We start from the raw sequence: 22,923 nt of genomic DNA, 5'->3' as shown, positions 1-22,923 counted from the left end.
CGACCGCTTCACCGCTAAAACTTAAAAGCCAGAGCAGTGAAGAGCCGCTCATTCTAATTACCCAACATCCTCGCGTCAAGAAATTATTTCTATTCGCGCAAACTTTCTTTTCCCTACTTGATAAACATGCCTCGCAGGCGCCGAAATTAAAGCTTTGGGATCCTCCAGTTTTTCACCATCAATCTTTACTGCACCTTGTTTGATCAAACGTAGCGCTTCAGAAGTACTTTCCACTAACCCAGCATTTTTCAACACATTAGCAATCGGCATTCCCTGTTCATCGACTTTAATTTGAACCTCCTCGATAACATCCGGTAGCGCCCCGCGCTGAAATCGGGCCTCAAAACTTTCCAGAGCCGTTTTTGCAGCCTGCAACCCATGAAATCTACCAACAATCTCCTGCGCAAGCGCAACTTTGTAATTTCTTGGGTTCTCACCACTCTCGCACGCAGCCCGCCAACTTTCTATTTCAGTCATTGGCTTAAAGCTCAGTAACTTAAAGTAACGCCACATGAGCTCATCTGAGATCGACATGATCTTGCCAAACATATCATCAGGAACGTCGGCTATACCTATATAGTTGTTAAGCGATTTGGACATTTTCTGGACACCATCAAGTCCTTCCAATATCGGCATAGTTAGAACGACTTGCGGCTTTTGCCCATAACCTTCCTGCAATTGCCTACCCATCAACAAGTTAAATTTCTGATCCGTACCACCCAACTCAACATCCGCTTTCATGACCACCGAGTCATAGCCTTGTATTAAGGGGTACAAGAATTCGTGAATTGCAATCGGTTGACCACCCTTATATCGCTTACTGAAATCATCACGCTCCAGCATTCTCGCCACGGTGTTTCTTGCCGCCAACTGGATTAGCTCAGCACTGGTCATCACCCCCATCCACGCCGAATTAAACTTCACCTCGGTTCTTTCGGGATCAAGAATCTTGAACACCTGTGCCTGATAGGTTTTCGCGTTTTCCGCCACTTCTTCACGACTCAACGGCTTACGGGTGACGTTTTTGCCAGTCGGATCACCTATCATCGCGGTAAAATCGCCGATCAAAAATTGCACGTTATGCCCGGCATCCTGAAATTGCTTCAGCTTATTAATCAGCACCGTGTGCCCCAGATGCAAATCAGGCGCGGTCGGGTCAAATCCGGCCTTGATTGTTAGCGGCCGATTTTCCTCCAATTTTTTGACCAAATCAGATTCCAGCAAAATTTCTTCAGCGCCGTAACGCAACTGAGCCAAGGTTTCTTGCAACAATTTATTCTCCAATTAGCCTTAAGTTTTGGCCGCGCATTATAAGTGATGGAATTGTAGGGAAGGATAAAAAATGGCCTTTTGTTGGCCTTATGCACCAAAATTCCCTACAATGAAACGCTCGACAAACAATGAAGTGTGATTACTGTGAAGAACAGAATACTCAAGTCGGTGCTTTTAGGCACCTGCACCGTTGTTGCCGCCAGCGCAAGTTACGGATTGATACCGCATAAAGGTTTTGAAGACGCAAAAACCTTGGAGCAAGACAGACTGATCTCGTCCAAGATCAACCAATACACCAAATACGTAGAACCTCCCGAAGCGCAACACCTCAACATCACCGAGGAACTTGAACACACCGTTAAATCCGGCGAGAACCTCTCCAGCATTTTTTCCGCACTCAATTTAAGCCGGGAAGATTTGCATAAAATCATCCACGCCAACCCTACCGGCAAACAATTCGCCGACGTCGAACCAGGTCAAGACGTCGTCGCTACGTTGAACGCTTCAGGCGAACTGGAACAGTTGACTTACAGCAAAAATCCGTTCGAAACATTGATAGCCACGCGGCATGACGACAATTTCGACGTGGAACTACTCAGTAAAAAAGTCGATTACCAAATTGCCAGCGCTAAAGGCTCTATCGATTCCTCACTGTTCGAAGACGGCAAGGAAGCTGGCCTGCCGGAAAAACTAATCCTGAAACTGGCTGACATCTTTGCCTGGGACATCGACTTCGCACTTAATTTAAGAGACGGCGACCAATTTACGGTCGTCTATGAAAAGCTATTTGTAGACGGCAAAGAATTCGACACCGGCGAGATCCTGTCGGTTGAATTCGTCAACCAGGGCAAGACCTATACCGCCGTGCGCTTCGAAGACAACCAAGGCAACACCGGTTATTACACCCCGGACGGCAATGACCTGCGCAAAGCCTTTCTGCAAACGCCGATGGATTTTGCCAAAATCAGCTCGCACTTTGATTTGCACCGCAAGCATCCCATCCTGAATACCATACGCGCTCACAAAGGCGTCGATTATTCCGCAGCCATCGGCACACCAGTTAAAACCACCGGCGACGGCAAAATCGTCTTCCGCGGCGTGAAAAACGGCTACGGCAATGTAGTGGAAATCGAACACGGCCAAAAATACTCAACTTTGTACGCCCACCTGTCCGGTTTCAAATCCGGTCAAAAACTCGGCAGCGCCATTAAACAAGGCGACGTGATCGGTTATGTCGGCAAAACCGGCTTAGCTACCGGCCCGCATTTGCATTATGAATTCCGTATCGGTGGCATGCATGTCAACCCGGTTACCGCCAAAATACCTCACTCCATGCCTATGGACAAAGCCTTATTGGCCAAATTCAAAGCACAAACCCAGCCATTTTTGGCGCAACTGAAACAAGCCAAAGGCGACGCACTGGTTGCTCAAAACTAATACAGTGTCCGAGCTTTATATAGGCTTAATGTCAGGGACCAGCGTCGATGGTATCGATGCTGGTCTTGTGGATTTTAGCAACGGCAAAATACAACTTGTCGCATTCCATTACCAACCATTCCCCCCCGAACTCCGGCAAAAAATTCACAAGCTTAGTCAAGCGAATCAACCTGTTTTATTAACAGATTACGGCTCGCTGGATAGCCAGATCGGTCGTTTATTCGGCGAAACCGCGCTGACTTTATTAAGTAACGCTCAGATCCCAGCGAGCGCAATCAAAGCTGTCGGTAGCCACGGCCAAACCGTTTATCACGCCCCGGAGACTGCCAATGGCTTTTCTCTGCAAATCGGCGATCCGAATCGCATCGCCGAAATCACCGGCATCACCACGGTCGCCGATTTCCGCCGCCGCGACATTGCCGTCGGTGGCCAAGGCGCGCCGCTGGTTCCAGCCTTTCATCAAGCGGTTTTTAGCGACGCAGCACAAGCCAGAGTCATCGTCAATATTGGCGGCATCGCCAACATAACGGCGTTAAACGATAAACCGGTCATCGGCTTCGATACCGGCCCCGGCAATGGCTTAATGGACTGGTGGTGTCAGCAACATTACAACCTACCTTATGACCGTAACGGCAACTGGGCAGCCAAGGGCAAAGCCCACCTTGCCCTGCTCGCAGCTTTAAGTGACGACGATTACTTCCGGCTAGCGCCACCGAAAAGCACTGGAAAGGAATATTTTTCGCCTGCATGGTTACAGCAAAAGCTCAGCTTATTTCCAGACCTTGAGCCCGAAGATATTCAAGCCACACTCTGTCAATTCAGCGCCGACACTATCGCCGATGCCATTCGCCAATATGCACCAAATACCTTGCAAACCTTGATTTGCGGCGGCGGAGCACATAACGGCCAATTGATGAAGCTGTTACGGAAAAATCTGGATATGTCTGTAACGTCGACAGCGGAACGGGGAATCGACCCGGACCATGTCGAAGCGATTGCTTTTGCCTGGCTGGCACGGCAAACCCTGAACAATCTGCCGGGAAATCTATGCAGCGTCACGGGCGCAGCTACGCCCGTGGTATTAGGTGGGATTTATCCGGGTAAAAACGGCTTAAGCTGAGAAAGACGAGCCGCAACCGCAGGTAGTGGTCGCATTTGGATTGCGAATCACGAATTGCGCGCCGGATAAGTCCTCCTTGTAATCGATTTCGGCACCGCTAAGATACTGAATACTCATCGAATCAATCAGCACTGTCACACCGTCTTTGAGGATTTGCGTATCGTCGTCATTCACCTCTTCGTCAAAGGTAAAACCATACTGAAATCCGGAACAGCCGCCACCGCTGATATAAACTCTGAGCTTAAGATTATCGTTACCCTCTTCCTGAATTAAACCCGCTACTTTTTGCGCTGCACTGTCGGTAAAAACAATAGGATCGGACATATAAAACTCTATAAGCAATTGAAAGATTGAGCGATTATGACTATACCCAGTAATTCAGTCAAGAATTATCCACTATATTCCCCAGGCTAGCGGTTAAAGCCCTAAAGGCGTAACAACCAGGCAACTATTTGCGCTAAATTTAGCTGGAACTTAAACACACTCCATCGCTTCGCCGAAAGCCCAAACGTATCGATAACCGAAGATTCCAGTTAAAACTGTCCGACAAGGAGACCAACTATGCTTATCACCTTCCTCAGACACGCTACAGCAGAAGTTGGCGGCTTATCGCTGCCCGACGCGGACAGAGCCTTGATCGAAAAAGGCGAAAAGCAGGTAAAACGCATCGCTGCATTTTGTTTGGCCAACGGTTTAATTCCGGAATCAATTTATTGCAGCCCGCTGTTACGCGCCCAACAGACCGCAAGGATTCTCAACCAAAGCCTCCCTGGCAGCCCAGCCCCGCAAACCGTTAGTTGGTTGGCAATCGAAACAGCTACACCCACTATACTCACCGAACTTAGCAAACTCGCCCAGCGTGGCATAAGCGACGCATGGCTAGTCGGGCACGAACCGGACTTTTCGATTACCATTTCCCGGCTTCTGGGCACGACTCCCGACAACATTGTTATCAAAAAAGCCTCTCTGACTCGATTGGATGCCGATTTTTCGGCTCAAGCTTCGGCTAAATTGCTGTGGAGCATCCCATGCGCATTGATGCGCCAAGGTCAAGCCTAATCAAACTCAATCCCATCTAAGCAAAAACTTCTTCGTCCAGCAGATAGCAGCCCGGGTCCTCGGCCCAAAAATCGCCCGTCATTTGCTGCGCGCGAACCCGCGTATTACCGTTGCAGATGTTTTGATAGTAGCATTCACCACAGCGCCCCTTCAGCGGCCGTGGCGACGCTTTCAATCCGGCCATCAGCGGATCATTGACGTCCATCCAGATTTCGGAAAAAGGTCGTTTACGCACATTGCCCAAGCCGTAATGCCACCAGAACGTATCCGGATGGACATTACCGAGATTGTCAATATTGGCAACGTTGACGCCGGAGGCATTGCCTCCCCATTGTTCCAGTTTGGTTCGAATATGCTCTGCGCGCTCAGGAAAGCGGCGCTTGACCCAATGTAGAAAATACACGGCGTCAGCGTCGTTGTTACCGGTCACTACCTCGCGGTGCAAACCTTGCTGCTCCCAACTTAAAGACTTTTCGAACAAGCTGTCCATGACTTTGCGGGTCAACTGAAACTCGGCGTCGTCCTTACGGTTTTTGTTACCGCGGCCGCCGTAATTCAAATGCGACAGGTAGAATTTATCTATGTCTTCGTCGTCCATCAATTGCAACAGACCTTCGAAATCGTGGGCGTTGTCTTGAGTTAGCGTAAACCTGACGCCGGCTTTAATATCGTGTTCACGGCATAAACGAATACCGGCCAGCGACGCCTCGAACGAACCTTGCTTCTGGCGGAACGTGTCATGGGTCTGGCCAATACCATCCAGGCTAACGCCGATATATTGGTAGTCAATGGCAGCGATTTGCTTGATGTTAGATGGATTAATTAAGGTGCCGTTACTCGACAAAGCGACATAAAACCCCATGTCGCGAGCACGTTGCGAGATAGCAAAAATATCCGGATGCAGCAGCGGCTCGCCGCCGGACAGAATCAACACAGGGACTTTAAACGCCTTCAGGTCGTCCATCACCGCGTAAATTTCCGGTGTGCTCAGTTCGCCGGGGAAATTGATGTCCGCAGACGTGGTGTAACAATGCTTGCAGGTTAAATTGCAGCGGCGGATCAAGTTCCAAATCACTACCGGCCCGGCGGGTTTGCGCGGCGCCGTCAGCGGGGTTGGATGCAGCAGTTCGCGCATGTATTGGCTCAGTCTGAACATGCTTTATCCTCCGATTCTTAAACCGGTTTTTTTTAGAATTTTAGTGCTGTACAACACCTCATGGCTGCGTGCTTGCGCACCCAATAGTTCGGCAATGATAGCCACTTGCTCGCCGGCATCCTGTTCGGTCTTGCCGTGCACCATGGCGAACAGGTTATAGGGCCACTCAGGCAAGTGCCGGGGGCGCTGATAGCAATGACTGACAAACGGCAGCATGGCCACTTTTTGCCCCAGTTCGTCGACGTACCCATCTTCGACATCCCACACTGTCATACCGTTAAAACGATAACCCAGTTTGTAGTGATTGGGCACTGCAGCAATGCGGCGAACCACCCCGGTCTGTTGCATTTCGGCCAGGTGTAACATCACGGTTTGGGTGGACAAGCCCAATTGCTCGGCAACGGCTTGGTAGGGCTCGCTGACCAAGGGCAAACCGGCCTGGGTGGCTTGGATAATTTTCCGGTCTATCTCATCGATGGGCATCAGGCTTCCAATTGCAAACCAACATAGTATTCGCTGATCTTCGGCATGTTATAGACGGCCAGACCGGTTCGACGCTCGATTTCCGCGATGACGGTTGCCACCTGTTCGGGTTGCTCGGTCGCCAGCACAAACCACATGTTCAGTGGATGATTACGGGCATAGTTATGCGCCACTTCCGGGAAGCTATTGACGATTTCGGTTACTTCATCGAAGCGCGCCTCCGGTACTTTCAGGGCCGCCAAGGTCAAGGCGCCGCCCATTTGTTCGGCATGATACATAGGCCCAAAGCGTGACAAGACGCCGTCGGCCAGCATGTTTTGCAATCTTGCGAGTAACTCGGCTTCCACAAGCCCCAATTCCTCAGCAACTCGTTGATAGGGTGCTGCGCAAATCGGGAAGCCTTGTTGCAGGCGGTTGATAATGGCTTTGTCTATGGCGTCCATGTTTAGGCGAAGTGCATACCAAAAGACTGCTTGTTTTTAATCTCCTCAGTCCTGCTCTCTCCGGCAATAGAGGGAAAGGCCCCATTGCCATTGGGGTGAGCATACAGAGCGCCACGCTGTTTAAAACAACGCCGGCTAAACAATACTTCGAATGGATATTCGCATAGGTTGCAGGCATGCCGCAGTTCGGCCCATTGTTCCAACACCACGTCCCGGGTCTTGCCATGAATCATGCAATACAGGCTATACGGCCAGATTTCGCCTTGGCGCGGGCGTTGGTAACACAGATTCACGCAAGCCTGCTGGCTGATCAACGCGCCCACCCGAGCCACCCGGTCGTCTGGCACATCCATCACAATCATCGCATTGGCCCGGTAGCCGAGTTGACGATGCTTGACGACTACGCCCCAACGCTTGATTAATCCCTGGGTCTTCAAGCGGGCCAAACGCTCAATCACGTCTTGCTCGGCTATCGCCAATTGCTCCGCTATTGCCGCATACGGCCTCGCCGCAATCGGTAATCCTGCTTGCACGGCGGCAATCAATTGATAGTCAATAGCGTCAATCATGCAGATTAAGCTCAAATCCCAGGTTGATGAAATAGTCGGCCAACATCGGCAACAGCATCGCCGGATAGCCGGTTTGAGTTTCGATATCCGCGATCACGCCTTTAAGGTGAGCCTCACTGTCCGCAATCAATACAAACCACAGATTGAAGCGATTTTCGCGCTCATAGTTGTGATTGACTTCCGGATAAGCGCTGACCAATTCGGCGACCCTTGGCAAATCAAATTCCGGCACCGCCATCGCCACCAGTGCGCTATTACCGATGCTATTGGGCGCGATAACCGGACCGATGCGGCTGATCATCTGCTGTTCGGATAAAGTTTGAAACGCATTTAACACCTCATCCTCGCTGACGCCAAGCTGTTCGGCAATGTCGCGGTAGGGGGTCGGGCTCAACGGAAAATCCTGTTGATAGTCGTTGAGCAAGCGTTTGTGCAAGGGTGCCAGCATGTTACCAACCTATGCGATTGGCGCGATCAGTGAAGAAAATCCCACTGGGTTTTTGCGCCGGCAGGCGGGCGGTTTCGGCAAAGGTCTCAGTGTCATAAACCATCACCCGGTCCTCGTCGCGCACCGCCAGCCATACCGATTCGCCGCGCGGACTGAATTCCATGTGCAGCACGGCCTTGCCGGGTTGCAGTGTTTTAAGCACATTAAAATCTTTCAAATCGATCACTTGCACGGTTTGATTGTCCGGAAAGGCGAAATTCACCCATACTTGCCGCCCGTCCGGCCGCGAGGTAACAAACACCGGCTGCCCAGCAACCGGAATACGCTTGACCAACTCCCATTCGCGGGTGTCGATCACCAACACCTCATGCAATCCCACTGCCGGCACCAGCAACCAGTCGCCGGCCACGGTCCAACCTTCCAGGTGCGGCATTTTATAGACCGGCATTTGTTCATCATCTTTGCCGTAATCTTCCAGAATATGTTCGACACCTTTTTCCGGCTGCCACAAATCCAGCAAAGCCAAACCTTTTTCACCAAACAATCCAGCGCCGTAGTAATGGCCATCCGGCGTCAATAAGGCGTCGTAAGGCTGTTTGCCGATGTCTTTAAATTTTTTCACAACGGGCTGACGCGGATTTTTAGCATCAATCAGCCAAATTTCGTTGCCTTCGAACAGACTGCAAACGAAGCGTTGACCCGGCGCGTCAACCAAGCCGACCACTTTGGATAATTTATTGTCTTCGCCGTAAATAGCGGGGATTTCGGCCAGTTGTTCCAGCGTCACCGCGTCGAACAGCTTAACGCCGCCGGGTGTGTAATTAGAAACCGCAATCACTTTGCCGTCCTGAGAAATCGCCCCGCCGATGCTGTTCCCGGCCTGGATGATGCGTTTATCGATTTTATCCTGGAGCAAATCAATCTTGGTCAAACCGCCATCGCGTCCAAATACATAGGCATAGCGCTGATCGCGGGAGAACACTATCGAAGCGTGAGACAAATCGCCCAAGCCTTCGATGCGACTCAGCGACACCGGTTTCGTGGTGTTAACAATCTGGATGCTGCCGGTTTCTCGTTCAATCACTACGCCGAGATCGCCGGTGGCTCTGAGCTCCGCATGACCGGGTAGCGCAGACGACAACAGGAAAATCAGGAGACTTCGGGAATAAGAAAGTTTCATAGGGCGCGTGTTATTTAGCGTCGATCATTCAAGAAGTAAATCTGCCCATTAGGCGATTAGGCCTAGCTACTGCGAAAACAGCCTTCAGTGCGTTCTTAGTTGTTGAATCAGCCAAGCAGTTTCATCGACAGTCAAAAAACTCTTCCACGGCGGCATAGCCGTGCCTGCTCGACCGTTTTGAATCGCATCCGCCAACAGAGCGTCGCTTTTGCCAGCCAGCGCTTCCGGCATCAACGATGGCCCCAAGCCGCCTTTCGGCGGCAGGCCGTGACAGGAGCCGCAATCATGCTTGAGCATATTCAACAGCTCCTGCTGCCGCACCGAGGTCAGTTCATTGGCGGAAATTTCAGTGCTAATGGTCATAACGAACACTAGCAATAAATTCCTCATGTCATAAACTCTAAACATAATACATTTGAATGACACAAAATTACCAAATTAACTTAGATTTAAATTTTGTCCCCATAAATTTGAATAAATTCGTTTAGCCGGTTTTCAGTAATTCTTGCCTTGCATCTCATCAACGAAATTGAATATGCCCCACCAATTGCTTGGTCTTCAAAATCGCACACTTTATCCCGGTAACGAATCCAAGCGCGCTGCGCCTCTACTAGCAATTCATTTTCTTTTGGAAACCTATCTTTCGGATGAGAATCGAGAATTCTCCGGTATTCGACATTAAGTTCCGCATCTAATTCGCTAATTGTCTTTTAAAGGACACAAGCTTGATACAGAGTACTACCTATATCACCTTCACAATCCGTCTCAGCTTCTGCATGAGCAACTACCGTGAGCGCCACCAACAGAGTAATTAATACGACTCTCATCCGGCAACCATCAGGCTAAGGTTTAACGCTGCCGTAATACGCGGCGATGTCGTTGATTTCCGCGTCGGTCAGCGAACCGGCGATCGCATTCATAATGTCGGATTTCCGAGTTTTGTCGCGATATTGTTTGATCGCGGTTTTCAAATACTCGGGATCGCGGCCGCCCAACGGTGGAAACGGCGCATCGGCACTGGGCATTCGGATGCCGTGACATTGCGCACACACCGCGCCCGCTTTAGCTTGACCGACATACAAACTGGTAGCCTGTGCGCTACCGGCGGCAAGCAACCCCGCCAGCAACGACACGATAAAATGAGTCATCTTCATTTTGATTGCTCCATTTCGTCGGGCGACAAGCCGCGGGTCATGTATTTAACCCGGCCGCGCGAGAAGATACCTGCGGGGCTTTCCATCGGTACGCTGGCGACTTTTTGCAAGGTGTTGGAATCGTAAACCACCACTTCGTCGCCGTTGTAACCGGCACTGATATACAGGAATTTGCCATCGGCGCTATATTCCGGGAAGTAGGCGTGGCCGCCGACATCCAGGGTTCTAGCCACTTCCAGGGTTTTCTTGTCGATCAACTGTACAGTGCGGGCGCGTCTATCCTTGCTGATGATGTCAACCGCCACATAAGGGGCGTTGGCATGCGCAGCGGGCGATTCGGTGCCGCCGGAAACCGGTACTTGTTTGACGACTTCCATTTTGTCCAGATCCCAAACGCTGACCACGGTTTTGTCGCAATCGCCGAAGTTGGTGCCAAAGCCCAAAGTACGGCCATCCACTTTCACCGCCGAACCGCCGCCAACATGCGGCACGCACCCGGCTTCCAATTTTTTGATGATTTCGCGTTTTTCCAGATCGATGGCGGCGACGATGCTGTCGTCGTAAGACGCGATCATCAGTTTTTTGCCGCCGTGAGTCAGGAAGGCGTCATGCAAATGTCGGCCTACGTTCTCGATCCGGGTGACAGGGAAGCCTTCTTTGTTTAAATCGATGACCCAAACCTGGCCGGCATTTTCCAATGCAATCGCAAAAATGTCCGCGTATGGAGTACCGATGATCATGCCTGAGTCGGACGAAACGTGTTTACCATCCGGATCGGTGCCTTCCAGTTCGAAGGTTTTCAATGGTTCCAGGGTATCGGCATTCAGAATCACGGCGTTATGCGGTACGAAAGAACCGGCCATAATATATTTACCGTCGCGCGATACCCCCATGCCCGGGCCGTTCCAGCCGGTTTTGATGCTGCGTACCGCTTGCATGGAATACAAATCGACTTTAAAAATCTCGGCGGTATCGGTTTTTACATAAGCCCAGCGCGGATTGGCCGGGTTGAAATCGATGATATGCGCGGCGGTGCCGGTAGGTACTTCGCCGACTTTTTGATGGGTGGAGCTATTAATAAAGATGGCTTTGGAGCCTTCGCCACGACCGTATTTGCCGCGCGCCGCGACACCTATCAAGTTTTCAAATTTATCGTCGATTTGAAAAGTCGGCTTGGCCGGTAATGTACTTTCGTCTTTGACATAGACTTTCAACGACTTTTTCATATCGTCGATGGTCCAGGCCGGGTTGGGCTGTTTTGGCGTTTCTTGCAGATGTTTGATCACGCCGCGAATTTCGTCGTCGCTCAGTTTGCCGTAGAACGGAGGCATCAAGGTGTCGAAGCTGCCGGCCATGACGATGGTGCGCAAGGAGGTGGGACTGCGGCCTTTCAACGTCGCCGAGTTCAGCGCCGGCGCCAGATAACCGCCGTGATCGGAACCGTGGCAGCTGGCACAATTGTCTTGGTAGAGCTTATGAAAGTCGTCGGATTTTGCCACCGCCACTCCGGATGACAACAGCATGGCGATAGAACTCGCCAGTAGGGATTTATTCAGCATTTTTATAGTATTTTTCATTTAAAATTCCTGCCACCCGCAAGTTAAAAAAAAGAGCCAACTTGGTGCATTAAACCATAAAAGATCAGGACGAACAGACACCCGATTTAGCATGGTAAAATAACAGCTTGTTGACTCCAGGCCGATGTTATAAAGTAAAGTTTCGATTCGCTATCAATTTACCCCCTAAACTATCGCCTTGTCAACCTAGTGGGTCACGATGAGAATGCAATTTATGCAACAAACTGATATTTACGAACTTATTGAGTGCATGACTACGTTGATCCGCTCCGAAGAGCGGAAAAAATGTACGGAACTCGGCTTGCAGCCGGTACACTTCCAAGTGCTCAATTACCTCTCGCGCTGCAATAAATATAGCAACACCCCAGCAGCTGTCGCCAATTATCTGGGCATGACTCGCGGCACCGTATCACAATCGCTGATTATTCTGGAAAAGAAGGGCTATATCGGTAAAACGCCGGATGCCAACGACAAGCGCGTGGTGCATTTGCAGTTGCTGGCGGACGGCGCAGCCATACTCAAACAAGCGCGACCGTCTGATTTATTCCACGGCGCCACGGCCATCCTGCAAAGCAGCGATTCACCGCCTTCAGACGCTAATGTGTTTCAGCAAGCCCTTACCGCGCTGCAAAAAGCAAATCAGTCGCAATCGTTCGGCGTTTGCAAAACCTGCCGCAATTTCAGCGAAAAAGACGACGGCTTTTTCTGCCAGCTAACCCAGGAAAAGCTCAGCACAGCCGATAGCGAGCAAATTTGCCAGGAACACAACCCTGTTTAACTGTCCGGCCAGTGCACAGATAGACAATAAACAAGTCTTGGCTCGGTTTACGCTGCATCATTCACCGGTTCGATTTGGGAGTTAATATGTCTATACCTCGCATCGCTTTGACGCCAGGCGAACCGGCCGGCGTCGGCCCGGACTTATGCATACAACTGGCGCAGCAGGAACAGGTTTGTCAACTCGTTGCCATTGCCGATCCGGAACTATTGCAGCAAAGGGCGGAGCAGCTTGGTCTGCCACTGGCCATTCAACTTTTCGACATCGATCAAGCTGTTAACAAACAGCAAGCCGGCACCCTAACCGTGCTACCCATCAGCCTAAGCGAACCAGCCGTTTGCGGACGCCTGAATCCAAACAATAGCCCTTATGTTCTGGAAACCATCCGCCAAGCCACCTTGGGCTGCATGAGCGGTGCATTTGCCGCAATGGTGACCGGCCCGGTCCACAAAGGCGTGATCAACGACGCAAACATTCCCTTCAGCGGCCACACCGAATTTATCGCCGAACTGACCGGCGGCACCCCAGTCATGATGCTGGCGACACCCGGCCTGCGCGTCGCTTTGGCGACCACGCATCTGCCGCTGTCAGAAGTAAGCGCCGCCATCACCTCGGATGCATTGGCGACCGTTATCCGGTTGCTGGACCTCGACCTGCGCCAACGCTTCAACATTACCGACCCGAAAATCTTGGTCTGCGGCCTTAACCCGCACGCGGGCGAAAGCGGCCATCTCGGCCGGGAAGAAATCGAGATTATCGAGCCGACGTTGGAGCGCCTGCGTTGCGAAGGCATTCACCTATACGGCCCGCTACCCGCCGACACCCTGTTTACACCCAAATACCTGGAAACCGCCGACGCCGTGTTAGCGATGTATCACGACCAAGGTCTACCGGTATTGAAATACAAAGGCTTCGGACAGGCCGTCAACATTACCCTCGGCCTGCCGATTATCCGCACTTCGGTCGACCACGGCACCGCGCTGGAACTGGCCGGCATCGGCAAAGCCAATCTCGGCAGTTTGCGATTTGCACTGCAGACTGCACTGGATATGATTCCCCACCTATAAAACTAAAAATGACCCACACCGCCCGCAAACGTTTCGGCCAGAATTTTCTGCACGATCACAGTATCATTTACAACATTCTAGCCAGTGCCCATCCGCAGGCTGGCCAACATTGGGTGGAAATCGGTCCCGGCCTGGGCGCACTAACGCTGCCTTTGCTGGAATCGGGCGCTAAACTCGATGTGGTCGAGCTGGACCGGGATTTAGTGAGCCGCCTGCAAAAACAGTTTGCCGACCACAGCAATTTGACCGTGCATAGTGCGGATGCCTTGAATTTCGATTTTGCCGCGCTGGCAAAAGCCGGCGAGAAACTGCGCATCATCGGCAACCTGCCCTACAACATCTCCACACCGCTGATGTTTCATCTGCTGGAATCCACCGATTGCGTGGAAGATATGCTGTTCATGCTGCAAAAAGAAGTGGTGGACCGCATTTGCGCCGAGCCCGGCAGCAAGACATACGGCCGGTTGAGCGTGATGATGCAGTATTACTGTGAAACCGAATTGCTGTTCGACGTGCCACCGGAAAGTTTCGATCCGATTCCGCAAGTGATGTCGGCCATCGTCCGCCTGACCCCACACAGCCAACCGCCGGTCGACATTCCAGACCTAAAAAGCTTTAGCCAATTGGTGACCCAGGCTTTTTCGCAGCGCCGAAAAACCATCCGCAATTCGCTGAAAAACTTCATCTCCGAGCAGCAGATTATCGAGCTTGGCATCGACGCCAATTTACGTGCGGAGTCGATTAGCCTGGCCGAGTTCGCCCTGCTCAGCACTCACAGCCAAGCAAGCACCGCCAGTTAAGCTCGCAACTCCTCGCGCCGCCAGTTCAACAAGATTTGACGGCATTTACAGGACAAGTGCGATAAAATGCAGGATTTTTCCGCCAGGCTCACGAACTGATGCGCTTGAGCCGGCTCTCTTTATATAGGGCAACCAACCTGATTCATACACTGGAGTGATTGATATGCGCATTATCCTGTTAGGCAGCCCCGGCTCGGGCAAAGGCACCCAAGCCCAGTTCATCACGGAGAAGTTCGCGATTCCGCAAATTTCCACCGGCGACATGCTGCGCGCCGCCGTCCGCGAAGGCACCCCGCTGGGTATTGAAGCCAAAAAAATCATGGATGCAGGCGGCCTGGTTTCCGATGACATCATCTTGGGTTTGATTAAAGACCGCATCACTCAGGACGATTGCAAAAATGGCTTTTTGCTCGATGGATTTCCGCGCACGATTGCACAAGCGGAAGGTCTGGCAAAAATGGGCGTAGAACTGGATTACGTCGTGGAAATTGCCGTCGATGACGAAGAGATCATCAAACGCATGAGCGGCAGGCGCGTGCATATGGCCTCGGGCCGTACCTATCACGTGGTGTTCAATCCACCGAAACAGGAGGGCTTGGACGATGTTACAAACGAGCCTTTGATCCAACGCGACGACGATAAAGAAGAAACCGTTCGCAAGCGCTTAAGCGTGTATCACGAGCAAACCAAACCGCTGGTCGGCTTTTATTCCGCCCCCGATCAAAGCGCCAAATTCGCGTCGATTGCTGGTGTCGGTTCGGTGAGCGAAATCACCGACAAAGTGTTAGCGGTGTTGGCATAAAAACTTCGTAGGGTACGCAACACGTACCTTTTAGCTTTCGGTACGCGATACCCCAAAGGGCATCAATGCGTACACCACCTAAAAAGAGAAATCCAAATGGCAGGTAAAACCTTATACGACAAACTCTGGGACGACCACGTCGTCCATACCGAAGACGACGGCTCGTGCCTGATCTATATCGACCGGCAGTTGCTGCACGAAGTGACTTCACCGCAAGCTTTCGACGGCATGCGCATGTCCGGCCGCCAACCGTGGCGGGTCGCCCGCAATCTGGCCGTCGCCGACCATAACGTGCCGACCTCCGGCCGCGCGCAAGGCATCGCCGACCCGGTTTCCCGTCTGCAAGTACAAACCCTGGAAAACAACTGCGCCGAGTTCGGCATCACCGAATTCGATATGGCCGACATCCGCCAAGGCATCGTCCACGTGGTCGGCCCGGAACAAGGCGCCACCCTGCCCGGCATGACCGTGGTCTGCGGCGACTCGCACACGTCAACCCACGGTGCCTCTGCCGCACTGGCCTTCGGTATCGGCACCTCGGAAGTGGAACACGCCCTGGCCACCCAAACGCTGGTGCAGAAAAAAGCTAAAAACATGCTGATTAAAGTCAACGGCAAAACCGGTCCGGGCGTCACCGCCAAAGACATCGTGTTGGCGATCATCGGCCAGATCGGTACTGCCGGCGGCACCGGTTACACCATCGAATTCGGTGGTGACGCGATTCGCGCGCTGAGCATGGAAGGCCGCATGACGGTCTGCAATATGGCTATCGAAGCCGGTGCCCGTGCCGGTTTGATTGGTTGCGACGAGAAAACCATCGAGTTTTACCAAGGCCGGCCTTATTCGCCCAAAGGCGAGGACTGGAATATGGCGGTCCGTTACTGGGAAAAACTGCATTCCGACGCCGACGCCAAATTCGACAAAGTCATCGAATTCGACGCGGCCGCGATCAAACCGCAAGTCAGCTGGGGCACGTCGCCGGAAATGGTATTACCGGTGGATGCATCCATCCCCGATCCTGTTCAGGAAGCCGATCCGGTCAAGAAGCAAAGCATCGAACGCGCCCTGCAATACATGGGCTTAACAGCCGGCCAAAAAATCACCGACATCAAGCTGGATAAGGTGTTTATCGGTTCCTGCACCAACTCGCGCATCGAAGATTTGCGCGCCGCGGCTGCGGCGATCAAAGGCCGCAAAAAAGCTGCGTCGGTCAAACAAGTGTTGGTAGTGCCCGGCTCGGGTTTGATCAAACAACAAGCCGAAGCGGAAGGCCTGGACAAAATCTTCACCGCCGCCGACTTTGAGTGGCGCGAACCGGGTTGCTCGATGTGCCTGGCGATGAACGCCGACCGTCTGGATGCCGGCGAACATTGCGCTTCGACCTCGAATCGTAACTTTGAAGGCCGTCAGGGCTACGGCGGCCGTACTCACTTGGTGAGTCCCGCCATGGCTGCCGCTGCTGCGATTGCCGGCCACTTTGTCAACGTCGCCGAGGAGGCTTAAATCATGCAGGCTTTTACCACTTTAACCGCCCTGGTGGTGCCGATGGACCGCGCCAATATCGACACCGACGCGATCATCCCCAAACAGTTTTTGAAATCGATCCGCCGCGCCGGCTTCGGTCCATATTTGTTCGACGAATGGCGTTATTTGGATCATGGCGAACCGGAAATGGATTGCACCAACCGTCCGTTGAACAAGGATTTTGTTTTGAACCAACCGCAATACAAAGGGGCGCAGATTCTGCTGACCCGGGAAAACTTCGGTTGCGGTTCATCGCGCGAACACGCACCGTGGGCACTGGAAGACTATGGGTTCCGGGTGATCATCGCCCCAAGCTTTGCCGACATTTTCTTCAACAACTGTTTTAAAAACGGCATTCTGCCGATTGTGTTGCCGGCGGAAACCGTGGACCTGTTGTTCAAGGAAGTTGTCGACGGTTACCAATTGACGGTCGATCTGCAAAGCCAAACCATTACCACGCCGAGCGGACAAAACATTGCCTTTACTGTCGATGAAAACCGCCGCTACCGCTTGCTGAACGGCCTGGACGACATCGCACTTACCCTGCAACATGCCGACAAAATCAAGAGTTACGAAGCCGAGCGCGCCAATCGCGCACCGTGGTTGTTCAAAGACGCATAAGCGCCACTGAAAGGTAAAAAAATGCCCAAAAAAATAGCAGTCCTGGCCGGCGACGGCATCGGACCGGAAATTGTCGCCGAAGCGATCAAGGTCTTGAGCTTTCTAAATACCGACATGAATCTGGGGTTGGTTTTCGAGAACGCCTTGATTGGTGGCGCGGCGTATGACGCTTTCGGCACTCCCCTGCCGCAAACCACGCTGAATCTGTGCAAAAACGCTGATGCGGTGCTGCTGGGTGCGGTCGGCGGCCCTAAGTGGGAGCCGCTGGCCCATGCGGTACGTCCGGAACGCGGCTTATTGGGCATTCGCTCCGAGTTGAATCTGTTCTCTAACCTGCGTCCGGCGATTTTGTATCCGCAATTGGTCGACGCATCGACCTTGAAACCGGAAGTGGTGTCGGGCCTGGACCTCATGATCGTCCGCGAATTGACCGGCGGCATTTATTTCGGCCAGCCGCGCGGTGTGCATGTGGCCGAAAACGGCGAGAAAGTCGGCATCAATACCAAGATTTACAGCGAATCGGAAATCCGCCGCATCGCCCATTCCGCATTCAAGATTGCGCAAAAACGTCACAAAAAACTGTGCTCGGTCGATAAAGCCAATGTGCTGGAAGTGACCGAACTATGGCGCAGCGTGATGACCGAAGTGGGTAAGGACTATCCGGACGTACAACTGAGTCATATGTATGTCGATAATGCTGCGATGCAACTGGTACGGGCGCCGAAACAATTTGATGTGATCGTCACCAGTAATATGTTCGGCGACATTCTGTCCGACATCGCCGCTATGCTGACCGGCTCCATCGGCATGCTGCCGTCGGCTTCCCTGGATGCCAATGCCAAGGGCATGTATGAACCGATTCACGGTTCCGCGCCTGACATTGCCGGCCAAGGTATCGCCAATCCGCTGGCGACCATTTTGTCGGTGGCGATGATGCTGCGTTATACATTTAACCAGCCGGAAGCCGCCGAGCGTATCGAACGCGCGGTGAACAGCGCATTGGATAGTAAAGTCAGAACCGCGGACATTTATTCGGAAGGCATGACCAAAGTCAGCACTTCCGGCATGGGCGATGCTGTTCTTAACGCCTTAAAAGGATAAGCAATATGTCTAAAACTTATGATGTAGCAGTCGTCGGCGCCACTGGCGCGGTCGGCGAAACCATGATTTCCATTTTGGAAGAACGCAATTTTCCGGTGGGCAAAGTCTATGCATTAGCCAGCGAGCGCTCGGCCGGCAAACGTATCCCGTTTAAAGACGGGTCGCTGGTGGTGGAAGATTTGGCGACCTTCGATTTCTCGAAAGTGCAGATCGGCTTATTTTCTCCCGGCGCGTCAGTGTCTGCGGAGTATGCGCCCAAAGCCGCCGCGGCCGGCTGTGTGGTGATCGACAACACCTCGCAATTTCGCTACGACGACGACATTCCGTTGGTGGTGCCGGAAGTCAATCCGGAAAAAGTTGCCGACTACAAAAATCGCGGCATTATCGCCAACCCCAATTGCTCGACCATCCAGATGTTGGTGGCCTTGAAACCGATCTACGATGCGGCAGGTATCAGCCGCATCAACGTTGCCACCTATCAAGCAGTGTCCGGCACGGGCAAGGAAGCGATTGAGGAATTAGCCACGCAAACCGCGAATTTGTTGAATGCCAAGCCGGTCGAGCCTAGCGTGTATCCAAAGCAAATTGCTTTCAACGTGTTGCCGCAAATCGATGTCTTCATGGATAACGGCTACACCAAGGAAGAGATGAAAATGGTCTGGGAAACTCGAAAAATCCTCGGTGATGCCGATATTCTGGTCAACCCCACAGCGGTGCGGGTGCCTGTGTTTTTTGGACATTCGGAAGCTGTGCATATCGAGACTAAAACCAAGATTTCCGCTGAGCAGGTTCGCGAGCTGTTGGCGTCTGCCCCCGGGGTAACGTTGTTGGACGAACGTGAGAACGGCGGTTATCCAACGGCGGTGACGGAATCATCCGGCAACGACGATGTATTTGTCGGCAGAATCCGCGAGGATATTTCCCATCCGACCGGCATAGATCTATGGGTAGTGAGTGATAACGTCAGAAAAGGTGCTGCGCTTAACAGTGTGCAAATAGCCGAAGTGCTGGTAAAAAGCTACATCTAGTCTACGCTTAGCTCTGTGTTTTATAGTGGGTCAGTAAGTACCGAGGTATTACAAGTGAAGGAAAGCAATGTGAGCAATTTAACTAAAGCCTTAGCGGTTGTATCGTTACTGGCACCAGTCAGTGCCCAACCCTTAGGTATCGGCGAAATTGAATTACATTCTGCCCTAAACCAAAAACTCAATGCCGAAATCAGACTCAGCGTCGCACCGGGCGAAAATCCGGCCGATGTCTCGGTAAAATTGGCCCCGCCGGAAAAATTTGACCAAGCCGGCGTAGTTTGGAATTATTTTCTGTCCAAGATCAAGTTGGAGCCGGTTGTGCAAGCAAACGGCTCCATCATCGTAAAAGTCTCCTCAAGGGAAGCGTTGACAGAGCCGTTTCTGGATTTCCTGTTGGAAGTCACTTGGCCGCAAGGCAGCATGATGCGCGAGTTCACATTGCTCATCGACCCACCGGCCGCTTATAACCAACCGGTCACGCCTGTCGTGGAAACCAGCGGTTACAGTGCCGAACCCATTGAGCCACTAGAGCGCCCGATCAAGAGAACTCGAACTGCACCAAAGCGAGCAGTGCGAGCCGCCCCTGCCGACAACATTACGCCAGAAACACCCACTAGCGGCGAATTCGGCCCTATCCAAAAATCGGATACTTTATGGAGTATCGCCACCCAAGTGGGCCAGGAAAAGAACATTCCGACCCAGAAAATGTTGACCGCTTTGTACAGAGCCAATCCGGACGCATTTAACAACGGCAATATCAATTCGCTGAAAGAAGGCGCCACCTTAAAGATTCCTGAGCCGGACGCAATTATGAATCCGGCACAAAGACAAGCGCAAAATGAGCGAAAAGCCGCCAATAAGCAGGTCAAGCCGGAAACCGCACAAGCAGAAACCACCAAGAAAGCGCTCGAATTGGTAGCACCTACCGAAGCGAAGGCCGCCGGCACGGGTTCAACAAAAACCGAACAAAATTCGGCTGCGACAGCCAATCCTGCTTTAAATAGCGCTGCTGATCAAGCCAGCGAAGGGAAAGACCTGGAATTACAAGCTCGCATCGAAAAGCTCGAGCAACAACTAGGCATGATGCAGCAATTGCTGGCCTTAAAAGATCAGCAACTAGCCACTTTACAAAACAATAAACCAGCAACGGCCGAGCCTAGCCCTCAGCCCGCGCAACCGGCACCTCAGCCACCCGTTGCCAGCCCCGAGGCCCCAGCTCCGGCAGTAATGCCGACTCCGACTCCGCAACCATCGGTTTCCGAACCTGCAGTGGTGACACCACCGGCGCCCAAGCCTATTGTTCCACCCGCACCCAAAGTTACTCCGCCGCCACCTCCACCGGTTGTTGCAGAAGACGAAGGCTTATTTAGCTCGGATGCTTACTACTGGGTTGCCGGCACCTTAGGTACTGGTATTTTGGGCTTGCTGGGCTGGTTGTTATGGCGCAAACGTAAAATCGACGAACGCACCAACACCGAAAGCATGTTCGCATCGGCCAGTCAAATTCGGCTGCCCGATTCTGAGAGCAGCCTTTCCGTACCGATTATGGACATTAGCAGTACCGATGAATACGACGTCGGTACTGTAGGCGAAAGTTCGTTTATCAGCGACTTTACTCCTAGCGATTTCGATGCCTTCGACACCGATCAAAATGAAGTTGATCCGATCTCGGAAGCCGACGTATACTTGGCGTATGGCCGCTATCAACAAGCGGAAGAACTGATCCGCCATGCAATAAGCGAACAGCCTAACCGCGACGAATGCAAACTGAAATTACTGGAAATCTATTACGCCAGTGAAAACAAAGACGGCTTTGCCGGTTATGCGCAAGAACTGGCCGATGCCGGCAAACAAGCCGATAAGCCATTCTGGAAAAAAGTCACGGATATGGCTAAAGAAATCGTCCCAGATTTAGCCTTGTTTGGCGGCAGTTTTGCCGCTACCACAGCGCCCATCAGCAAAGGCGATACTAGTGTTAGCGCAGCGAGTTCCACCGTGGCCGACACGGAAATTATCGATTTGGATAAGGGCTTTGCGCAGCTCGACGACGATTTGTCGGATCTGAATATCGATAAAGATTTGGCACTCGAAGACAACGGACTGGATTTTGATTTGGGAAGTTTCGGCGGCAGCGCCAGGTCACCGCTTGAAAACAAGCAAGCCGATGCAAATATCGAAAGTATTGATTTCGATCAGCCACCTGCTTCTAAATCTGCGGCGAAGACTATCGAAACCACGGAAAGTGCCGCAGTTTCCAGCAACGATGACATAGAATCGTTCGACTTCGACTTTGCGCTAGATTCTGACTCGGAAAAAACTGAAGCGGATTCGGCTGCTTTGGCGCTTGAATCTTTGGATTTTGCCAGTTTTGCCGAAATTGCTGCGGATACTGAATCCGAAACGACTGACAACAAAGAGGAGATGGAAACAAAATCTCCTAACTCGATCGATGCTTTGGAGAGTTTCGATTTTAACTTCGATGTCGACAATGCAACTCCGGAAGCAACTGCGGATAAATCTAACGAGGATGCCGCAAAAGCCGAGATATCAACAGATATAGAATCATTCGACTTTAGTGATTTCGATGGCATAAAAAAGACCGCTTCAGACCTTACGGACGGCAGCAAAGAAGCGTTAGCGGACGCAGACAGTTTCGATTTCGACTTCGACAGCATCACCTCCAAAGCGCAAACTGACGACAGCCTAAGCATCGAACCTGAACTGAATTTAGAATCGCAGTTGAAACTGGAAACATTCGATTTTTCCGATTTTGACAATATCACCCCGAAATCAGCCCAATCTTCAGATCAGGTTTTGGAAACATCTGCGCAACCGAGCGGCGAGTTCGATTTTAACTTCGACTTTGACACGCCAATCATCAGCACTACAGACACCGACGAGTTTGAGTTGGGGGTTTCCGATTTGACCGATATGGACGAATTCGAAACCAAAATCGATTTGGCGAAAGCCTATATCGATATGGGCGACACCGAGGCGGCAAAATTGATAGCCGAGGATGTCTTGTCCAAAGGCTCAAAACAACAACAACAAGCCGCACAGGCTTTACTTGACGAACTTAAATAAGCATCGATTGCAGCAGCCGATTCGTCTAAATTGTTAGATCCCGCTTTTTGGAAAAATCGGTAGCGGCTCAGTTATTTCATAGGCCGTTTAGCACAAGCGTTTTATTCCCAAACTATCGCCAGCCTAATCAGAACTCGGCAACATCACTCACCCAACCAAGCTGCTACAGCCGGGCATTTTCAGCACAATGCCAGTTTCCACAATAGTTTGCACTAGCGCG

The 22,923-nt window shown here is 51.9% G+C and carries 23 protein-coding genes; 12 read left to right on the top strand and 11 right to left on the bottom strand.

What is annotated here, in order from left to right; genetic code table 11:
* Window positions 1-75: 75 nt before the first annotated feature.
* A complete protein-coding gene (gene tyrS, locus CWO84_RS09870) occupies window positions 76-1,272 on the bottom strand; it encodes a tyrosine--tRNA ligase (RefSeq protein ID WP_101052440.1) in 1,197 nt (398 codons plus the stop codon).
* A gap of 144 nt (window positions 1,273-1,416) precedes the next feature.
* Between tyrS and CWO84_RS09865 the strand changes: the two genes are divergently transcribed.
* Entirely contained in the window at window positions 1,417-2,709 is a 1,293-nt protein-coding gene (locus CWO84_RS09865) for a peptidoglycan DD-metalloendopeptidase family protein (protein ID WP_240618014.1), read from the top strand.
* 4 nt (window positions 2,710-2,713) lie between these two features.
* Window positions 2,714-3,829: an anhydro-N-acetylmuramic acid kinase gene (locus CWO84_RS09860; RefSeq protein ID WP_033159304.1), complete on the top strand. Its 1,116-nt coding sequence runs from the start codon at window positions 2,714-2,716 to the stop codon at window positions 3,827-3,829.
* On the opposite strand, the gene erpA is transcribed toward CWO84_RS09860, so the two are convergent.
* Window positions 3,821-4,153, bottom strand: a complete 333-nt coding sequence (gene erpA / locus CWO84_RS09855) for an iron-sulfur cluster insertion protein ErpA (RefSeq protein WP_033159303.1) — start codon at window positions 4,151-4,153, stop codon at window positions 3,821-3,823. The two genes, CWO84_RS09860 and erpA, sit on opposite strands and share 9 nt — an antisense overlap.
* Window positions 4,154-4,390: 237 nt before the next feature.
* Between erpA and CWO84_RS09850 the strand changes: the two genes are divergently transcribed.
* Window positions 4,391-4,888: a histidine phosphatase family protein gene (locus CWO84_RS09850; RefSeq protein WP_101052439.1), complete on the top strand. Its 498-nt coding sequence runs from the start codon at window positions 4,391-4,393 to the stop codon at window positions 4,886-4,888.
* Between the two features lie 16 nt (window positions 4,889-4,904).
* Here CWO84_RS09850 and nirJ read toward each other — a convergent pair whose 3' ends face one another.
* The 9 genes from nirJ to CWO84_RS09800 all read right to left on the bottom strand — a co-directional run bounded on the left by nirJ (window position 4,905) and on the right by CWO84_RS09800 (window position 11,898).
* The gene (gene nirJ / locus CWO84_RS09845) at window positions 4,905-6,044 is read right to left on the bottom strand and encodes a heme d1 biosynthesis radical SAM protein NirJ (RefSeq protein WP_101052438.1); all 1,140 of its coding nucleotides are present in this window, start codon (window positions 6,042-6,044) and stop codon (window positions 4,905-4,907) included.
* 3 nt (window positions 6,045-6,047) lie between these two features.
* Window positions 6,048-6,527, bottom strand: coding sequence for an AsnC family transcriptional regulator (locus tag CWO84_RS09840; RefSeq protein WP_101052437.1), 480 nt, complete (start codon window positions 6,525-6,527; stop codon window positions 6,048-6,050).
* Window positions 6,527-6,970, bottom strand: coding sequence for an AsnC family transcriptional regulator (locus CWO84_RS09835; RefSeq protein WP_101052436.1), 444 nt, complete (start codon window positions 6,968-6,970; stop codon window positions 6,527-6,529). The genes CWO84_RS09840 and CWO84_RS09835 overlap by 1 nt, the downstream gene beginning before the upstream one ends.
* 2 nt (window positions 6,971-6,972) lie before the next feature.
* Entirely contained in the window at window positions 6,973-7,539 is a 567-nt protein-coding gene (locus CWO84_RS09830; protein ID WP_101052435.1) for an AsnC family transcriptional regulator, read from the bottom strand.
* Entirely contained in the window at window positions 7,532-7,987 is a 456-nt protein-coding gene (locus CWO84_RS09825; protein WP_033159297.1) for an Lrp/AsnC family transcriptional regulator, read from the bottom strand. The genes CWO84_RS09830 and CWO84_RS09825 overlap by 8 nt, the downstream gene beginning before the upstream one ends.
* 1 nt (window position 7,988) lies before the next feature.
* Complete coding sequence (locus tag CWO84_RS09820; RefSeq protein ID WP_033159296.1) at window positions 7,989-9,167, bottom strand: cytochrome D1 domain-containing protein; 1,179 nt, start codon at window positions 9,165-9,167, stop codon at window positions 7,989-7,991.
* A gap of 84 nt (window positions 9,168-9,251) precedes the next feature.
* A complete protein-coding gene (locus CWO84_RS09815) occupies window positions 9,252-9,530 on the bottom strand; it encodes a cytochrome c (RefSeq protein WP_225892912.1) in 279 nt (92 codons plus the stop codon).
* 479 nt (window positions 9,531-10,009) lie between these two features.
* Complete coding sequence (locus CWO84_RS09805; protein WP_033159293.1) at window positions 10,010-10,321, bottom strand: c-type cytochrome; 312 nt, start codon at window positions 10,319-10,321, stop codon at window positions 10,010-10,012.
* On the bottom strand, window positions 10,318-11,898 hold the full coding sequence (locus CWO84_RS09800; protein WP_084153546.1) for a nitrite reductase: 1,581 nt from the start codon (window positions 11,896-11,898) through the stop codon (window positions 10,318-10,320). The genes CWO84_RS09805 and CWO84_RS09800 overlap by 4 nt, the downstream gene beginning before the upstream one ends.
* 205 nt (window positions 11,899-12,103) lie before the next feature.
* Here CWO84_RS09800 and CWO84_RS09795 point away from each other — a divergent pair, with 205 nt between their 5' ends.
* The 9 genes from CWO84_RS09795 (at window position 12,104) to CWO84_RS25160 (ending at window position 22,703) form a co-directional block, all read left to right on the top strand.
* On the top strand, window positions 12,104-12,676 hold the full coding sequence (locus CWO84_RS09795) for a MarR family winged helix-turn-helix transcriptional regulator (protein ID WP_084153544.1): 573 nt from the start codon (window positions 12,104-12,106) through the stop codon (window positions 12,674-12,676).
* Window positions 12,677-12,762: 86 nt separating this feature from the next.
* Window positions 12,763-13,743, top strand: a complete 981-nt coding sequence (gene pdxA, locus CWO84_RS09790) for a 4-hydroxythreonine-4-phosphate dehydrogenase PdxA (protein ID WP_101052433.1) — start codon at window positions 12,763-12,765, stop codon at window positions 13,741-13,743.
* Between the two features lie 8 nt (window positions 13,744-13,751).
* Window positions 13,752-14,543, top strand: coding sequence for a 16S rRNA (adenine(1518)-N(6)/adenine(1519)-N(6))-dimethyltransferase RsmA (gene rsmA, locus CWO84_RS09785; RefSeq protein WP_033159291.1), 792 nt, complete (start codon window positions 13,752-13,754; stop codon window positions 14,541-14,543).
* 163 nt (window positions 14,544-14,706) lie between these two features.
* The gene (gene adk, locus CWO84_RS09780; protein WP_033159290.1) at window positions 14,707-15,345 is read left to right on the top strand and encodes an adenylate kinase; all 639 of its coding nucleotides are present in this window, start codon (window positions 14,707-14,709) and stop codon (window positions 15,343-15,345) included.
* A 96-nt stretch (window positions 15,346-15,441) separates the two neighbouring features.
* Entirely contained in the window at window positions 15,442-16,848 is a 1,407-nt protein-coding gene (leuC, locus tag CWO84_RS09775) for a 3-isopropylmalate dehydratase large subunit (protein ID WP_033159289.1), read from the top strand.
* Window positions 16,849-16,851: 3 nt separating this feature from the next.
* On the top strand, window positions 16,852-17,490 hold the full coding sequence (gene leuD, locus CWO84_RS09770; RefSeq protein WP_033159288.1) for a 3-isopropylmalate dehydratase small subunit: 639 nt from the start codon (window positions 16,852-16,854) through the stop codon (window positions 17,488-17,490).
* Between the two features lie 21 nt (window positions 17,491-17,511).
* Window positions 17,512-18,591: a 3-isopropylmalate dehydrogenase gene (leuB, locus tag CWO84_RS09765; RefSeq protein ID WP_033159287.1), complete on the top strand. Its 1,080-nt coding sequence runs from the start codon at window positions 17,512-17,514 to the stop codon at window positions 18,589-18,591.
* 5 nt (window positions 18,592-18,596) lie between these two features.
* Complete coding sequence (locus CWO84_RS09760) at window positions 18,597-19,619, top strand: aspartate-semialdehyde dehydrogenase (protein ID WP_033159286.1); 1,023 nt, start codon at window positions 18,597-18,599, stop codon at window positions 19,617-19,619.
* Window positions 19,620-19,688: 69 nt separating this feature from the next.
* Complete coding sequence (locus CWO84_RS25160) at window positions 19,689-22,703, top strand: FimV/HubP family polar landmark protein (RefSeq protein WP_133120659.1); 3,015 nt, start codon at window positions 19,689-19,691, stop codon at window positions 22,701-22,703.
* The last annotated feature ends 220 nt before the right edge of the window (window positions 22,704-22,923 follow it).

The sequence above is a fragment of the Methylomonas sp. Kb3 genome, assembly GCF_002834115.1.
In the GTDB taxonomy this organism is placed as follows: Bacteria; Pseudomonadota; Gammaproteobacteria; order Methylococcales; family Methylomonadaceae; genus Methylomonas; species Methylomonas defluvii.
The sequence above is the reverse complement of the archived record's forward strand: the minus strand, read 5'-3'. Positions and strand labels throughout refer to the sequence as shown.

Excerpts from the sequence above, each read along its gene's own strand:
- nirJ (WP_101052438.1), bottom strand. The coding sequence starts at position 6,044 with ATGTTCAGACTGAGCCAATACATGCGCGAACTGCTGCATCCAACCCCG.
- CWO84_RS09835 (WP_101052436.1), bottom strand. The coding sequence starts at position 6,970 with ATGGACGCCATAGACAAAGCCATTATCAACCGCCTGCAACAAGGCTTC.
- CWO84_RS09820 (WP_033159296.1), bottom strand. The coding sequence starts at position 9,167 with ATGAAACTTTCTTATTCCCGAAGTCTCCTGATTTTCCTGTTGTCGTCT.
- CWO84_RS09805 (WP_033159293.1), bottom strand. The coding sequence starts at position 10,321 with ATGAAGATGACTCATTTTATCGTGTCGTTGCTGGCGGGGTTGCTTGCC.
- erpA (WP_033159303.1), bottom strand. The coding sequence starts at position 4,153 with ATGTCCGATCCTATTGTTTTTACCGACAGTGCAGCGCAAAAAGTAGCG.
- rsmA (WP_033159291.1), top strand. The coding sequence starts at position 13,752 with ATGACCCACACCGCCCGCAAACGTTTCGGCCAGAATTTTCTGCACGAT.
- CWO84_RS09800 (WP_084153546.1), bottom strand. The coding sequence starts at position 11,898 with ATGAAAAATACTATAAAAATGCTGAATAAATCCCTACTGGCGAGTTCT.
- CWO84_RS09760 (WP_033159286.1), top strand. The coding sequence starts at position 18,597 with ATGTCTAAAACTTATGATGTAGCAGTCGTCGGCGCCACTGGCGCGGTC.
- CWO84_RS09825 (WP_033159297.1), bottom strand. The coding sequence starts at position 7,987 with ATGCTGGCACCCTTGCACAAACGCTTGCTCAACGACTATCAACAGGAT.
- pdxA (WP_101052433.1), top strand. The coding sequence starts at position 12,763 with ATGTCTATACCTCGCATCGCTTTGACGCCAGGCGAACCGGCCGGCGTC.
- adk (WP_033159290.1), top strand. The coding sequence starts at position 14,707 with ATGCGCATTATCCTGTTAGGCAGCCCCGGCTCGGGCAAAGGCACCCAA.
- CWO84_RS09815 (WP_225892912.1), bottom strand. The coding sequence starts at position 9,530 with ATGACCATTAGCACTGAAATTTCCGCCAATGAACTGACCTCGGTGCGG.
- leuC (WP_033159289.1), top strand. The coding sequence starts at position 15,442 with ATGGCAGGTAAAACCTTATACGACAAACTCTGGGACGACCACGTCGTC.
- CWO84_RS09840 (WP_101052437.1), bottom strand. The coding sequence starts at position 6,527 with ATGCCCATCGATGAGATAGACCGGAAAATTATCCAAGCCACCCAGGCC.
- CWO84_RS09850 (WP_101052439.1), top strand. The coding sequence starts at position 4,391 with ATGCTTATCACCTTCCTCAGACACGCTACAGCAGAAGTTGGCGGCTTA.
- CWO84_RS09830 (WP_101052435.1), bottom strand. The coding sequence starts at position 7,539 with ATGATTGACGCTATTGACTATCAATTGATTGCCGCCGTGCAAGCAGGA.
- leuD (WP_033159288.1), top strand. The coding sequence starts at position 16,852 with ATGCAGGCTTTTACCACTTTAACCGCCCTGGTGGTGCCGATGGACCGC.
- leuB (WP_033159287.1), top strand. The coding sequence starts at position 17,512 with ATGCCCAAAAAAATAGCAGTCCTGGCCGGCGACGGCATCGGACCGGAA.
- CWO84_RS09795 (WP_084153544.1), top strand. The coding sequence starts at position 12,104 with ATGCAATTTATGCAACAAACTGATATTTACGAACTTATTGAGTGCATG.